The 15,751-nt window shown below is 41.7% G+C and carries 13 protein-coding genes; 11 read left to right on the top strand and 2 right to left on the bottom strand.

Features of this window, described 5'->3' with window-relative positions; translation table 11 throughout:
* Positions 1-130: 130 nt before the first annotated feature.
* Complete coding sequence (locus AC50YO_RS19130) at positions 131-913, top strand: DUF6155 family protein (RefSeq protein ID WP_494849730.1); 783 nt, start codon at positions 131-133, stop codon at positions 911-913.
* Between the two features lie 514 nt (positions 914-1,427).
* Here the strand turns inward: AC50YO_RS19130 and AC50YO_RS19135 are convergent.
* Together AC50YO_RS19135 and AC50YO_RS19140 are read right to left on the bottom strand one after the other, a co-directional pair.
* Positions 1,428-1,787 carry a DUF3221 domain-containing protein gene (locus AC50YO_RS19135; protein WP_494849731.1) on the bottom strand — a complete coding sequence of 120 codons (360 nt, stop codon included), beginning with the start codon at positions 1,785-1,787 and terminating at the stop codon, positions 1,428-1,430.
* Between the two features lie 40 nt (positions 1,788-1,827).
* Positions 1,828-3,057 carry a chymotrypsin family serine protease gene (locus AC50YO_RS19140; protein WP_494849732.1) on the bottom strand — a complete coding sequence of 410 codons (1,230 nt, stop codon included), beginning with the start codon at positions 3,055-3,057 and terminating at the stop codon, positions 1,828-1,830.
* A gap of 900 nt (positions 3,058-3,957) precedes the next feature.
* Between AC50YO_RS19140 and AC50YO_RS19145 the strand changes: the two genes are divergently transcribed.
* The 10 genes from AC50YO_RS19145 to AC50YO_RS19190 all read left to right on the top strand — a co-directional run bounded on the left by AC50YO_RS19145 (position 3,958) and on the right by AC50YO_RS19190 (position 15,751).
* Complete coding sequence (locus AC50YO_RS19145) at positions 3,958-4,938, top strand: phosphotransferase enzyme family protein (RefSeq protein WP_494849734.1); 981 nt, start codon at positions 3,958-3,960, stop codon at positions 4,936-4,938.
* Positions 4,939-5,407: 469 nt separating this feature from the next.
* Positions 5,408-5,803, top strand: coding sequence for a DUF5071 domain-containing protein (locus tag AC50YO_RS19150; protein ID WP_494849736.1), 396 nt, complete (start codon positions 5,408-5,410; stop codon positions 5,801-5,803).
* A 716-nt stretch (positions 5,804-6,519) separates the two neighbouring features.
* Positions 6,520-7,959 (top strand): tyrosine-protein kinase domain-containing protein, encoded by a 1,440-nt coding sequence (locus AC50YO_RS19155; RefSeq protein WP_494849737.1) that lies wholly within the window; start codon positions 6,520-6,522, stop codon positions 7,957-7,959.
* Positions 7,960-8,011: 52 nt separating this feature from the next.
* Entirely contained in the window at positions 8,012-9,835 is a 1,824-nt protein-coding gene (locus AC50YO_RS19160) for a polysaccharide biosynthesis protein (RefSeq protein WP_494849738.1), read from the top strand.
* 108 nt (positions 9,836-9,943) lie between these two features.
* Positions 9,944-10,828 (top strand): UTP--glucose-1-phosphate uridylyltransferase GalU, encoded by an 885-nt coding sequence (galU, locus tag AC50YO_RS19165; RefSeq protein ID WP_494849739.1) that lies wholly within the window; start codon positions 9,944-9,946, stop codon positions 10,826-10,828.
* Between the two features lie 4 nt (positions 10,829-10,832).
* A complete protein-coding gene (locus AC50YO_RS19170) occupies positions 10,833-11,450 on the top strand; it encodes a sugar transferase (RefSeq protein WP_494849740.1) in 618 nt (205 codons plus the stop codon).
* Position 11,451: 1 nt separating this feature from the next.
* A complete protein-coding gene (locus AC50YO_RS19175; RefSeq protein WP_494849741.1) occupies positions 11,452-12,087 on the top strand; it encodes an acetyltransferase in 636 nt (211 codons plus the stop codon).
* A gap of 1 nt (position 12,088) precedes the next feature.
* Positions 12,089-13,225, top strand: coding sequence for a DegT/DnrJ/EryC1/StrS family aminotransferase (locus tag AC50YO_RS19180; RefSeq protein WP_494849742.1), 1,137 nt, complete (start codon positions 12,089-12,091; stop codon positions 13,223-13,225).
* A gap of 13 nt (positions 13,226-13,238) precedes the next feature.
* Complete coding sequence (locus AC50YO_RS19185; RefSeq protein WP_494849743.1) at positions 13,239-14,405, top strand: glycosyltransferase family 2 protein; 1,167 nt, start codon at positions 13,239-13,241, stop codon at positions 14,403-14,405.
* 35 nt (positions 14,406-14,440) lie between these two features.
* Complete coding sequence (locus AC50YO_RS19190) at positions 14,441-15,751, top strand: UDP-glucose dehydrogenase family protein (protein WP_494849744.1); 1,311 nt, start codon at positions 14,441-14,443, stop codon at positions 15,749-15,751.

The following is a 15,751-nucleotide window of genomic DNA, read 5'->3' on the forward strand; positions in this document are numbered from 1 at the left end:
TAGTATTTATGAAAAAATTCAGATGGGAAGAGTACATTATCACTTTTCGCAAAATATCTGGCTTAGGTTTTATACTTTCCGTTAATCATAAAGATTGTATTTTGAACATAAGTCGAAACGATGTGTGAGGATGATTGTATTGTTGACTCCTACTAAAATCAAACGCAAGCTAAAGGAATGCTCGAAAGAAGAGCTTATTGAGCTTTTGTACGAGACAGTCAAAGCCAATAAGGATGCTCAAACCTATATTTCTGTCAAACTGGAAGGCGAACCTGCCTTACTCGAAATTATTGATGCATCCAAAGAGCGAATTTACAAGGAATTTTACCCAACTCGTGGATTCCCCAAGCTAAGGGCATCTATAGTTGAACAAGTTCTTTCTGAAATGATGACAATAGGTAAGGGTACGATTAGGCCCTTTGAATTGATGGTTTACTTCTGTGAAGTAGCAGTGCAGTATATTTATGAGGATGCAGATATAGGTGAAGATATGGGGGACTTTGTAACTGATGTTTATGAAGAGGTAATTGAGATATTGAATAAAGAGAAAACACCCGATCTATTTGAGAAGTATAAAGGCCGTGTGAAGGCTATTGCTCAGATACTTGAATATGATAGCTGGGGAATACAAGACTCGTTAACAGGCTCATATTCGAATCTTCAATGGGTAGATCCCGATGAGGAAGAAAACGACATTGATCATGCCTCGGGTGTTGTTTCCTATGCAGCAATGAGCAAGTGGATTAAAATACCAGAGGATGTACGTCAAAAATATATCAGTAATGTCTGGTGCGGAAAATGCTCGGATGTAACAACGATCAGAGATTTCTCGGTACAATTAAATAAGTATGGCATTATCCTTCAAGGAAGCTGCGCTGACTGCGAGCATGGTAGCAGAGTTATAGAAGAATAAGCATTTATTCCTGATATGAAGTTCGTGAATCCCCTAATTTGTGAAAATACGTGGAGTTTCCAATAGCTCGTATTGTACTTTGTGATGCACAAGGAGATAAGTATGGAGTTGATTCGCAATGTCATACGGGGCAGTGGCATAGCTTAATTGAAGGGAATCTTGCCTAATGCCTTGATTACATCGAAGAAAATGATGATATGTTTCATCAAGCGAGAATAAAAGCGTGGTAAGGCAATATCGCTTGATATCAATAGGTTTGGTTAATTTCAGGTGAATATTGAATTGTATATTATGTTCCCTCGGACTAGTGGTTCGGGGGAGTTTTGTCCCTTGGGGTCTTGCTTTTACGTGGAAAAGACGATTACCTCATACAGATGATAGGTAGTTATACATAGAAGAATACTAACATTTTAATGGGTGTAGAGGCGGTTACTACTTTATATCTAAACAATTAAGGACTAAGCATCCGCTCTACGTGTTAACTCGAACGATACTTAGTCCTTTGTAAGACATATTAATCAATCTTCGTAATATCTGTTGCTATTGCTTGGCTTGGATAAGAATCTAGTATGCCTCCATTATTGACTACTTTAACCTTATCACCGACTTTAAGTGGGTCGTACTGATCCTGTTCTTCTACAGTAAACCAAATTGCTCCTTGTTCCGGGAGACCGAGAACTTCCTTAGATTTCACACCCTTGGAATCCAAATATCTCACAACAAGAACCTTGTTAGGGTCTTCTTTTTCTACAATATAACCTGTATTATAATCCCATTCGCCTTGTGGCGGTTCGTAAGTTTCCTGTTGTTCGGAATTGTTGCTGCATCCTAATAAACCAACTGTTAACATCAACACTACAATTGATTTTTTCAAGGAAGTCCTCCTATTGATATGAAGTATAAATCTCAATTATTTAATAAGCAGGGTCAACATAAACACCAGTCAATCCCAAACCATCATAAACTAAATCAAATTTGGAAACGACACTATATGCGAGTCCATTTGAAGTATTTATCTGTCTCCCACTATAAACCCCTTCTACACATGCAAAATCTTTTACTCCGTTATTAATCATTGAATAAATCAACCCACCACTATCACCAAATGTCATCCCAATAGGGTTAGTAAGAAAAGCATCGTCAGGTCCATTCATAGCCGCAAATGAATCATCAACTATTTGAACAGAAGTCGAGAAATTGCCTGAACGTGCGATCCCTTTAACGTAATCCCCAACTTCTCTGCGCGATCCATTGTAATCAATAGTACCAAGCGTTAATGGAATATTATTCAAATAATAAGTTGGAGTAACACCAGATACCAGTTGGATATATCCTGCATCATAAGGACTTCCTGCACCATGACCACCAATACCAAAAGGCTTAGTACCAATTGAAGCAGTCCCATCTTCATAATCATACCAAGTACCCGTATTGCAATGACCTGCTGTAACAGAAACTTTTTTAGTTCCAGCTGTAGCATTAAACGCTACACTGCAAAAATAATCATACGGTTGATTTATTTCTTCTCCTGCTCGTATATTATATGCATTAAGCTCAGTTTTAAAATCTCCAATTACCCAGTTAATCATATCTTCATTATATTCAGCTAATATTTTTTCTTTATTTTTCTCATAACTTACTTGAGATATATATATGTTTACCTTATTATCTTTATTACTTTTTCCCACACCACTAATATCATAACTCTTAGTGCGCATTAATTTCACAAGCTTATCTTTTGCTGTTATCAAATCTTTCTCACTATATTTAACAAGTTTAATAACTGTATTGTTAGAATCTCTGCTAATATTCTTGATTTGATCTTCAATTTTTGAATTGCTTGTAACTAATATTACATTGGTTTCACCTTCAGTATACACACCGCCATAATACTCTGGATACTCTTTAATTACCCAATCTCTGATTTTTGTTCTATCTTCTATAATTTTAGTTTGATTACCATAGAGAGATTGTGATTGACTTGTTTCATTTTCACTAAAGACTCCTGAAATTGTGCGGTACTCCTTGCCATTATAATGATAAACTCTAACTTCATTGCTTGTTTGCGCTACTCCAACACTCGTGACCATAAAAATAGACAACATGGTTAAAATGGATGTGAACAATACTATTCTTTGAAACATTCTTACATCTCCAGAAATGTATAATGAGGAAGAACAAACATCATTATTAAGTATATTTTAGAATATTTTACACAAAAAGTAAACTTTTATTGTTTTGCTAAATTATCTTGGTGTTATGGAGGTCGGGAAAATTGATAAACATATGCCAGTTACTTTATGTGCTATAGACACTTCTTCAGTTTCTTCATTAGAGAAAGGTTTACCCAATTCAGTTGTTCCTTTTGCAAAATGTTTTCAATGGATCAATGAACAATTTGTTGATTTTATTTTACAAAAAACTAACTAAAACCAAATTCAATTTTAAGTTTATAACCCTTTCACGTCTCTACACACGTTGAATGCTGTGCGTTGATAGTGAGAAGTAAAGAATAAGCAGAAGGGTTCGAGAATCTGTAAAAGATTCTCGAACCCTTCTGCTTTTATTTCAATTCGGTCTATTAGTTTGTGAAGTAATTCTGGAGTGAGTTCATTGAATGACATAAAGTCATCAAGGCTCTTTTTTAGTTCTGTAAAGGCTAATGTATTGTCACTCACTTGAAGTGATTTGTCGAGTTCATACTTTCGTTTGATCATTTCGTCTATTTCCTGGTTTAAAGAAGCTAAGTAATCGTCATATTCATTTTGAGCATGTCACCATCAAAGTGTTTGTCATGATGTTATATTCATCTGGCTTCCTATAGTTTCTATGCACCCACTGGAAGAATTGCTTAAAGTGATTCTTAATCATACAGCTTGTTACATTTTATGGTAACATATTGGTGTAAGTTGTTTATTGCTGAAAATGATGGAAGGGGTGACTTGTTTTGAAAAGGAAGGATAATCAAAATTGTGTGTCTATGAGAGGGCTTGCCTCTTAGCGGAGTTCAGTCCTCTCATAAATAACGGGAGGAAAATAACAAAATGATGAAGTTATGTAACATGGTTAAAGGTATGGCTTCGGATGCCGTTGCCAAAAGACTTATTCAAAATTGGGAACATGACGATGGCTCATTAAAGTACTGGCGTGCCAGTTCAAATTTCGTATATGCTTTCGAGAATAAGCAGGAGAAATATTTTTTGCGCTTCAGCTATGATCAAGAAAATTCAATCGAACAAATTAAAGCTGAGCTTGAATTCATGGAATATTTGAAGTCGAAACATTACCCTTGTGTTTCTCCTATTCTTTCAGTAAATGGTAAGTATATTGAGACAGTACAGAACTCAGAAGGAGCGTATTTTGCAGTTGTGTTTAGTTCAGCCAGAGGCACTACATTGGATGAAAACATAACCGAAGTGCGATGTGAGGACTGGGGAAGATCACTTGCTTACTTGCATCAATTATCAAGGGTGTACGAGACTTTCAGTACGAAAAGATTGAACTGGCAGGATATACTACGGAAGATTGATGCTATGTTACAAGCCTACCCAGATGAAAAAGAAGCGATTGAGGAACTTGGTATACTTACTGAGCGGCTCCAATCGTTTCCTATTTCAACCAACAACTATGGATTAATCCATTATGATTTTCATCTGGACAACATTTTTTATGAAGAGAATAATCGTGCGTTCAGTGTTATTGATTTTGATGATGCTGTTTATAGTTGGTACGCTCACGACATTGTAACTGCACTTGATGATTTTCTTGGTGATGATATGAACTTGGATAACTCTCAAGTGAAATCGTTTCTAAAAGGTTACTGTTCAGTAATTCCGCTGTGCAATGAGGATATTAACCAGTTTCCGTATTTTCAAAGACTAATGAAGTTATATAGGTTCTCGAAATTGTTGTGGTCGTTGGAAGGCTCCGAGGTCGCAGATGCACCCAAGTGGCTTGATGATGTAAAGTTAAAGTTCGCTCGTGTTAGAGATAATTTGAGACGGGGATTTCAAGAGCAACACTGAGAAGTGAAAAACAAGATCTACCAAGTGTAATGCAAGGTGGATCTTGTTTGTTTTGGCTCTGTCAAACTGTGTTGCTGATTTTTTATTGAAGTAACGGGTAGGTTAGTTGAGAAAGCATAGATTTTGAACAGTTGCATAAAAAGGTATTTTTTATTTTCTGAATTAAATAAAATAGCATATAGCCTATTTTCAATCGCTTAAGAGGTTAAAAGTGCTCTCTCGTTATTGAGAGGGCATTTTTTTTGTAGGTGTTCTCAGAAGAGGGAACAGCATGCATACGAATAGTATGGGATTTACATCCCGTATATATCCTATTTAGCTATTATGTGAATTTTATATGATGCAATAGTCCTAATATATAGTATAATAGTAACAATGTAAGCGCTTTTAAAATGCTTTTTAAGGAAACTTGATCATTTAGGTTGAAGAAATTTAAAAACGATTGCTATAGAAATAAGGAGAAAGCTCTATGAAAAATTCAAATGAGCATCTACCTCGAGATAAGCATGATTTCGAAAGAGTAAATGCTCTAAAAAATTTAGATAAAAAAGAGCTTGAAACGATCATACCTGATCTGTTGGAGTGGCTGCAGAATATGAACTGGCCAATAGCTGAAGCCATTTCAGAAATACTATTAACTGTTCCAGATAAAACATTACCTTATGTATTCAATGTGCTCAGAGGTGATGATGATGCATGGAAAGAATGGTGTTTACGTTACTTTATATTAGAATTGCCACTTGAATTAATGAAGAAATTTGAAGAAGCAGCAAGAAGAATTGCTTTCGAACCTACAGATGGGGAATTTCTTGAAGAAGTACACCTAACAGCGCTAGAGATATTGGAGAAATTACAAAGCACTTAAATGCCTCGTTGATTGGAAATCACTATAGGTTATCAGTTGCAGCTTTGCTAGTCTGATTCCAAAAGGAATATTCACTAATTTCTGAAAATTCGCACTCCCTTCCCATTTTATCTTCCACTTATCAGGAAATTGACGTACGCTTTCATTCCCTTCATAAGAAATAGTTCGGAAATACTTTTAAAAACAGCATATTTGATGTAAATAATGCAATATAATCTGTCGATATAGATATTGGATGCAGTTATGTAAACTATAGGCCGAAATAGTTATAGTTACTAGAATGGAGAGTGGTGTTATCGAATTCGTATAATAGCATGATTTGCTGTTATCCCCATATGGCTTGCAGTTAACGTGTGCAGAGTTAGGCAACATGGGGCTATTCGCGATGGGCTTCACAAGACAATTGAATGGCATGAGCAGCATAGAGGAGTTTCTACAAGAGAACAGCTATATCAACTGTAATAAAAAAACCCAAAGCAGCGACAGCTTACAGAGCGCTGCACGTCGGGTTCTTTTGTGTGCTCAGAGAAAAAGAAGCTGTAGGAGGTATTGCCGAGGTAGATCTAGTTAGATGAGGTGAAGGAAAGTGACTTTGAGGGAAGCTTAGGCTTGCAGCATCAAATGACTAGGCATTTGCCAGATGAATATGCACAAGGATATAGATCCTTGGGAAGCAACATGAATGACATCTTCTGTAACCAATGGAGGAGTTAAAAGTGTCTAATGAGCTAGACTTGCATCAATATATTGCAATCATTAAGAAGCGATGGAAGCTGATCTTTCTATTCGTCCTTCTGTGTACCGTGTTGGCAGCCCTCTATAGTAAAAATTTCAAGACCCCTATCTATCAAGCGTCGACCAAAATTATCGTGAATCAGACGACTGTTCAACTGGCTACGGGGCAGTTTGATATCAATCAAATCGACTCCAATATTAAGATGATCGATACGTATAAGGAGATTATCAAAACACCGGCCATAACAGCCAAAGCGGTTGAGGTACATCCCGAATGGGGGCTTTCAGCGAATCAATTGGCAGCCAAAATTCAAGTCAGCTCTGTGAACAACACGCAGGTCATGACGCTTATTGTGCACGACAGCGAATATGCCAAAGCTGTCAATATTGTCAATGCGGTATCGGATGTGTTTCAGAAGGAGATCCATAATATTTTCAAGGTGGATAATGTGTTTATTCTGAATTACGCGGCGGCAGACGAACAGCCTGGCCCAGTGTCTCCTAATATTCCGTTCAGCATCGCCATTGCGTTTGCATTGTCGTCTATGGCTGCTGTTGGCTTCGTCTTTTTGCTTGAATTCATGAATGATACCATTAGGACGGAAGAAGATGTTATGAAAGTGCTTAAAATGTCGACTCTAGCATTAATTGCAAAGTTAGGTTCAGAGAAGGCGTATTTAGCACGAAAAAGAAAATTTCGTAAAAGCAACAAGGATAGCGAACCGCCTCGGGTCACTTCGAGAAATAAACGACCGCTCGTAACCCGTATGCATCCAAAATCGCCGGTATCTGAGTCGTATCGAATGCTTCGCACGAATATCGATTTCTCCTTGCCTGATGAGAACCTTCAAGTCGTGATGGTCACGTCGGCAGGAGCTAACGAGAGCAACGCAACGTTAATTGCGAATTTGGCTAATACTTACGCCCAGGCAGACAGGAAGGTCATTCTTGTTGATGCCGATCTGCGCAAGCCTAGCGTGCATCATACGTTCGGGGTACCAAATCACCTGGGGCTGTCCTCGGTTCTCTCGCAAAATTGCGCGCTGGAGGATGCGATTTACGCAACAGATATTCCGATGCTGGATTTGCTCCCTTCAGGAATGATTCCTCCGGGTCCAGCGGAGATGGTGGCTTCGGCAAGAATGGGTGCTGTCCTTGAACAGCTCCGTTCAGCATACGAAATGATTCTAATTCATACGCCTCCTCTTCTGCCTGTTACGGACGCGCAGTTGATCGCTGCCCGCTGCGATGGGGTTGTTCTTGTTCTTGAACAGGGAAAGGTAAAACGAGAAATTGCTCAGAAGGCTGTGAAGGGCCTCGAGAGCGTCAAGGCGAGAATAGTTGGCGTTGTATTAAATAACGCAAAGCGCAAACCGATAGAGGAAGCCTACTACCACTACTATGGAACACATGACAAATAGGGCGCTCATCTGATCATTTGTAGAATGTTGCCGTTGTGGAGGGGGCAGTTAGATGAACAATAGAAATAGAATGCTGGTCATATTGGTTGTAGATATATTCATTATCTGGATTACGATCGTGATTTCTTATTTCCTTGGGTTCAATGGAGAAATTTCTCCGTTCTACAAAATGCAATCTATTATATTTGCAGTGCTTACGACAACGATTTGCGCGATTAGCTTGGGCTACTTCCGAATGTATAGGAGAATGTGGCAGTATGCCAGCATTGGCGAAATAATCGAACTGATCAAAGCGATCATTGTCGGCGTTACCTTGTCCTATCTGGCAACCCTGCTGCTTAGCGGAGAACGGGTGCCATTATCTATTGCGACTCGAACGCTTGAATTAATGCTGCTGTTCATGGGAGGCTCGCGGTTCTTGTGGCGATTGTTCCGGGTGAACAGAACCAGAAAGGCAGATTCAAGACAGTACGTGCTTGTAGTTGGGGCGGGGGACTGCGGAGCTTTAATTGCTAAAGAAATGATGACGAGCAGCAGCTTTGCTGGAAATCGTATTGTGGGCTTTATTGATGACGATCCCCAGAAGCTGAATATGCAGGTTGTAGGCTTGCCGGTGCTCGGCAATCGTAGAAAGATTAAAGAAATCGTGGAGAAAAACAATATTCAGGACATTATTATTGCAATGCCTTCGGCAAAACGTGCAGATATTTCGGATATCATTAATATTTGCAAATTGACAGGCGCTAAAGTAAAAATGATTCCTGCCATTAACGATTTCATTAAAGGGAAGCTGGCTGCTACGACGCTTCGCAACGTAGAGGTAGAGGATCTGCTTGGCCGTGAGCCGGTTGTTACGGATTTGGGAGGCATCGCCCAATATATGACCGACAAAGTGGTGCTCGTAACAGGCGCAGGCGGTTCAATCGGCTCTGAGCTATGTCGCCAGATCGCTTCATTTGGGCCATCCAATCTGCTTCTGCTAGGTCATGGAGAGAACAGTATCTATCTCATTGAAATGGAGCTGAAAAACAAGTTTCCAGAGCTCCAGCTGGCTACGATCATTGCAGACATACAGGATCGAAGCCGCATAGATGAGGTGTTCGATCAGTTCCGACCGCAGGTCGTATTCCATGCCGCAGCGCACAAGCATGTGCCATTAATGGAGCGTAACCCTTCAGAAGCGATGAAGAACAATATATTTGGCACCAAGAATGTCGCCGATTGTGCAGATAAATATCATTCGGAGCGGTTCGTCATGATTTCCTCGGATAAGGCGGTCAATCCCTCTAGCATCATGGGGGCAACGAAGCGCATTGCCGAAATGTATATTCAAAGCAAGAATCAATTGAGCAATACTCAGTTTGTTGCGGTCCGGTTCGGCAATGTGCTTGGCAGCCGTGGGAGCGTTATTCCAAGGTTCAAAGAGCAAATTGCTGCGGGAGGCCCTGTGACGGTTACCCACCCTGACATGGTGAGATACTTCATGACCATTCCGGAGGCGGTACAATTGGTCATTCAAGCTGGCGCTTTCGCCCAAGGCGGAGAAATATTTGTTCTGGATATGGGCAAGCCGGTCAGCATTCTTAATTTGGCTCAAGATCTCATTCGCTTATCGGGTTATGAGCCGGACGTAGATATTCCTATCCAGTTTAGCGGCATGCGGGAAGGCGAGAAGCTGTTCGAAGAACTGTTAACGAGTGAAGAAGCTGTAACGTCAACGCAGCATGAGCGAATTTTTATCGGCAAGTCGGCAAATATTAGCCAATCGGAGCTGGACCTGCAGTTGAAATTGTTCGAAAAGGTATTGGGAGAAAATCAAAATGCGGTAAGAGCAGCGATCAAGCATTTGGTTCCGTTTTATTCCCACGTATCCTAATAAGGGAGTGCGGGGATTGGTCGTTTCTTTTCAGATGGAGGCAGATAAAGCTTAATTCAACTAGATGAGTATAAGAAATAAAATAACAACTATCTAAGGGAGTGGACAATGATGAAGGTCCGCAAGGCGATTATTCCAGCAGCGGGCATGGGGACGAGGTTTCTTCCGGCAACGAAGGCGATGCCGAAGGAGATGCTGCCGATTGTAGATAAGCCGACTATTCAATATATCGTTGAAGAGGCGGTTGAGTCGGGAATTGAAGATATTATTATTGTGACCGGAAAAGGCAAACGAGCGATAGAGGATCATTTCGACCATTCTTTTGAACTGGAACAAAGCTTGCTTGAAAAAGGCAAGGTTGAATTGTTGAATGAGGTCCAGAAGTCTTCGAAAATGGTTGATATTCATTATATTCGCCAGAAGGAAGCAAAAGGCTTGGGGCATGCCGTATGGTGTGCGCGGAAATTTATCGGGAATGAGCCTTTTGCTGTCCTATTAGGCGACGATATCGTACAGGCCAAGCAGCCATCTCTGAAACAGATGATGGATCAATTTGAGCAGAACGAGTCCTCTATTATTGGCGTGCAGCAAGTATCCGATGAAGAAGTTTCGAGATACGGAATTGTAGAGGGGCTATGGAAGAGTGATCGGCTCTATCAGGTAACGAATCTGGTAGAGAAGCCTAGACGGGAAGATGCTCCTTCTAATCTTGCGATTATGGGCCGATATGTTCTAACCCCGAAAGTTTTTGAAATACTGGATCAACAAAAGCCAGGCGCTGGAGGAGAAATACAGCTTACGGATGCACTCGCGGAGCTGCTGCAACATGAGAATATTTACGCTTATAATTTTGACGGCAAGCGGTATGATGTAGGTGAAAAAATGGGCTTTATTCAAACGACGATTGAATTTGCTCTCCAGCGCGATGATCTTAGAAGCAGCTTGCTGGACTATATGGCTGCTATTATCGAAAAAGAAAAATTGATCAGGTGATACGATGAAGCCTTATGTCGTAGTAAAGAGACTATTGGATTTGCTGTGCGCTGTTCCATTAATGATTGTGACAGCACCGATTATGGCGATTGCCGCAATAGCAATAAGACTGGACTCGAAAGGTCCGGTTTTGTTCAAACAACAGAGGCCGGGGAAGAACGACAAGGTTTTTGCTATTTATAAATTCAGAACGATGCGTGTGGAGACAGCACGGAGTGATGGAACCCCGCTAGGGGACATGGAAAGAATAACAGTTGTAGGCGCCTTTATACGCAAGACAAGCATTGATGAGCTCCCGCAATTATTTAATATTGTAAAAGGTGAAATGAGCTTTATTGGACCTAGGCCGCTTCTCGTTCAATACTTGTCCCACTATTCTCCCGTTCAAAGGCGTCGGCATGAAGTTGCGCCTGGAATAACGGGATGGGCTCAAGTGAACGGAAGAAATTCAATCAGCTGGGAAGAAAAGTTCGAGCTCGATGTATGGTATGTGGATCACATCAGTTTAATGACGGATCTTAAAATCGCCTACTTGACCATTCAACATGTATTTGCCCCAAAGGGGATTAACAGCTCAAGCGACAATACGATGTCAGTATTTGCAGGTGAAGCTAAGGAGTAATATGCGAAGATTAATTATTATAGGTGCCGGAGGACAGGGCAAGGTAGCTGCTGACATAGCCTTGGAGCTGGGTCATTGGAGTGAGATCTTCTTTTTGGATGATAGAACGGGGATAATCAGCGTGCTGGGGCTTCCCGTTTACGGTTCCTTCCAGAAATTAGAGCAATTTGAGCCCACTAAGTGGGAGGCATTTGTTGCAATTGGACATAATCGCACGAGGCTCGATTGGATCGGCCGTTTGCTGGAGCAGGGCTTTCAAGTTCCAGTATTGCAGCATCCATCGAGCATCATTAGCCGCTTCAGCAGCATCGGGCCCGGCAGCATTGTTATGAGCGGGGCAATCATCCAAACGAATGCTGAGCTCGGAAGAGGCTGTATTATTAATACCGGAGCGAGCGTTGATCACGATTGCGTGCTGGATGACGGGGTACATCTGTCTCCGGGAGCCCGGCTCGGGGGAACAGTACGAATCGGTTATTGCAGTTGGGCGGGTATGGGATCGAACATTATTAACAATGTAACGATCGGGAGCCATGTTATTGTTGCTGCCGGAGCTGCGGTCATAAGCAGCCTACCGGATTATGTGATGGCTGCCGGGGTTCCCGCACTTATTAAAAAGAAGATAGGAGCAGATTAGAATGGAATCTCCAAGAATATTTCTATCTCCGCCTCAAATGGGAGGAGAGGAAATTAAATTCGTTCAAGAAGCCTTTGATACGAATTGGATTGCTCCTGTTGGCCCCCACTTGGATGCGTTCGAACGAGAGCTCAGCCGTTATGTCGACATGAATCATAGTCTGGCTGTTACCTCAGGCACAGCAGGCATTCATCTGGCGCTAAAATATTTGGGTGTAGGTGCAGGAGACTACGTGTTTTGCTCCAGCCTCACCTTCGCAGGCAGCTGCAATCCAATTAGGTATCAGCAAGCGATTCCGGTCTTTATCGACGCAGAGCCAGATACATGGAATATGTCTCCGAAAGCTCTTGAGAAAGCTTTTGAGTGGGCGGAGAAAGAGAATAAAATCCCGAAAGCGATTATTATCGTCGATTTGTACGGACAAAGCGCAGATTATGATCAATTGCTTCCCATTTGCCAGAAATATGGCGTACCTGTCATTGAGGATGCGGCAGAGGCCTTGGGGGCGACCTATAAAGGCAAACCATGCGGAACATTCGGCCATATCGGAATATTCTCGTTTAATGGCAACAAGATTATTACAACCTCCGGCGGAGGAATGGTTGTCTCGAATGACGAAAAGGCGATTCAGAAAATGAAGTTCTGGTCGACACAAGCAAGAGAACCAGTCAGCTATTACGAGCATAAGGAAATCGGCTACAACTATAGAATGTCCAACGTCAGCGCGGCAATAGGCTGTGGACAGCTGCTCGTGCTGGAGGATCGAATCAAACGCAAAAAAGAAATTTTTGAAAAATATGCCGAGCAGTTCAAGGGTTTGCCTGTAACGATGCTGCCAATAGCCAAGCAAGGCAGCCCGAACTATTGGCTATCCGTATTAACGGTCGATCAGGGCTGCAGCGTCAGTCCGGAGCGTATTATACGGGCCTTGGAAGCGGCGAATATTGAATCAAGGCCGGTATGGAAACCGATGCATGAGCAGCCTGTTTTTGCGGAGCTTCCGTTTTTCCCTCATGATGCGGATGTAAGCGTGGATTTGTTCACAAGAGGAATCTGTTTGCCCTCGGGCGGTATGCTTACTGTAGACGAGCAGGATAAGGTTATTGCGATTGTTCAGGAATGTCTGAAATCTTTCTAAGGGTGAGGCGGGTATGTTGATAACCATCGAGGTTCTATTTTATTTGAGCGGTTTTATTATTGTATGGGCGATGATCGGTTATCCGCTGTCGATTAAATGGCTAGGAAAGCTTTATAAGAATAGAAAGCTTCTCAAGGACTATAGTCACCAGCCTGCCGTTACCGTTATGGTGGTTGCGCACAATGAAGAGAAGGTTATTCTTCAGAAATTGAATAATTTGCTAGAGCTCGATTACTGCAAGGATAAAATCGAATTTATCGTGTCATCTGATAATAGCACGGATCGCACGAATGAAATTGTTGCATCGTTTATTAAGAAGCATCCAGACCTTAACCTCCGTCTGTTCGAGGTGCAATCCCGCAAAGGCAAAACAAACGCTCAGAATGAAGCACACAAAACAGTGACGACACCATTTCTGGTTATGACAGATGCGAACTCACGAATGGAGCGCGATTCCGTCAAGGAGCTAATGGCCGCTTTTACCTCTAGCGATATTGCATACGTCAGCGGCAAGCTGTCGATCGTCAATGATAATGCCAACGATGTGAGCAATTCTGAAAAAAGCTATTGGGACAGCGATCTCTTTATTCGCGAGATTGAGAGCAGAATTCAAGCAATTACGGCAGGCAACGGCGCTATCTATGCTTGCCGAACAAGTGACTACTACGATTTCAATCCGATCGAGTGCCATGATAGCGCGATGCCTTTATATTATGCCTTAAAGGGCAAAAGGGCGATTGCCAACCACGATGCCGTTGCTTATGAGAAGGCTGGAGAAACGATCCAAGATGAGTTTGGCCGAAAGGTTCGAATGAACCGGATTATATTAAAGCATATTCTTCCTTCTATTAAGCTGCTGAATGTGTTTCGATTAGGCTGGTTTTCCTATTTTTACTTCGGTCATAGAACCTGCAGGTATTTGCTATGGATTGCGCATTTGCTGCTGCTCCTAACAAGCGGATACCTGGCTCCTTATGCGGGCCTATATGCAGTTTTCTTTCTAGGCCAAGTGGTGTTTTATATACTAGCTCTTATTAAGCTGGCTACTAAATCGAATCATAAAATATTAAATATCGTTTACTATTATACCGTTGCAATTATAGCCCAGTGGGTAGGAGCTTACCGAGTAATAAGCGGAAAGGCCAAGCCGTTCTGGGAAAAAGCGGAGAGTACGCGCTGAGCTGCCATTACGAGAGATATGGAAGGGATCGTAAAATGAGAATAGCAGTAGCGGGAACAGGATACGTCGGCTTAGTGACAGCCGTATGCTTGGCAGAGAAGGGCTTTTCCGTCGTTTGTGTAGATATTGATGAGCAGAAGATTAATAGTCTTCGAGAAGGAAAGGCCACCCTTTACGAAGAGCAGCTAGAGGAATTGATGCTGCGCAATTCAGATAGGCTTCACTATACCACTGACTATAGGGAAGCTTATAAGAAGGCGGACCTTGTTATTATTGGGGTGGGTACTCCTGAGAAGAAGGATGGTTCAGCGAACCTTGCTTTTATATTCAAGGTAGCGCAGCAAATCGCCCAATCTGCGGAAAATCACTGTGTTGTAGTTGTGAAATCAACGGTTCCAGTAGGGACCAATGATAAAATCGAGCATCTGATTAAGGAGAATAAAAATCAGGATGTTCATATAGAAGTGGTGTCCAATCCAGAGTTTCTTGCCCAAGGAACTGCGATTAAGGATACGCTGCATCCTAGCCGGATCATCATCGGAGTCGAGAGCCCATTCGCCGAGGAGATGATGCGCAGCCTCTATAAAGGTTTTGATGCGCCACTCGTCGTGACGAGCAGAAGAAGCGCTGAGATGGTGAAGTATGCTTCTAACGATTTTCTGGCATTAAAAATTTCATATATTAATGAAATTGCTAACTTGTGTGAAATTGTCGGAGCAAATATTGAAGAAGTAACGACAGGAATGGGCTTTGACCTTCGAATCGGAAATAAGTTTTTGAATGCTGGTATCGGCTATGGCGGAAGCTGTTTTCCAAAGGATACAAAAGCACTTCACTGGCTGGCTAATATGAATGATTATGAATTGAAGACAGTAAAAGCAGCTATTGAAGTGAATGAGCAGCAAAAGCTAAAGCTCATTAAGAAAGCAAAAAAATATTATGACAGCTTCGAAGGGCTGACGGTAGCCGTTCTTGGCCTGACCTTTAAGCCTGGAACGGATGATTTGCGAGAAGCGCCATCGCTTGCAAATGTGCCGATCCTGCTAGAGGATGGGGCTAGAATTAAGGCTTATGATCCTGTTGGTATTCCAAACTTTCAAAGAGCAATGGAGCATAGCGATATCGAATCCTATCAAGCGATTGAATACTGCAGCACTATCGATGATACGATCAAAGACGCGGACATTTGCTTTATTTTTACCGAATGGTTGGAAATTAGAGAGTATGATTATAAGAGCTTTGCTAGGTTAATGAAGAAAGCTATCGTTCTGGATGGCCGGAACTGCTATGAGCCAAGTGCAATGAAGCAGGCTGGAATCGCTTATGATTGTATCGGAAGGAATTAG

The sequence above is a fragment of the Paenibacillus sp. J22P59 genome, assembly GCF_059383895.1.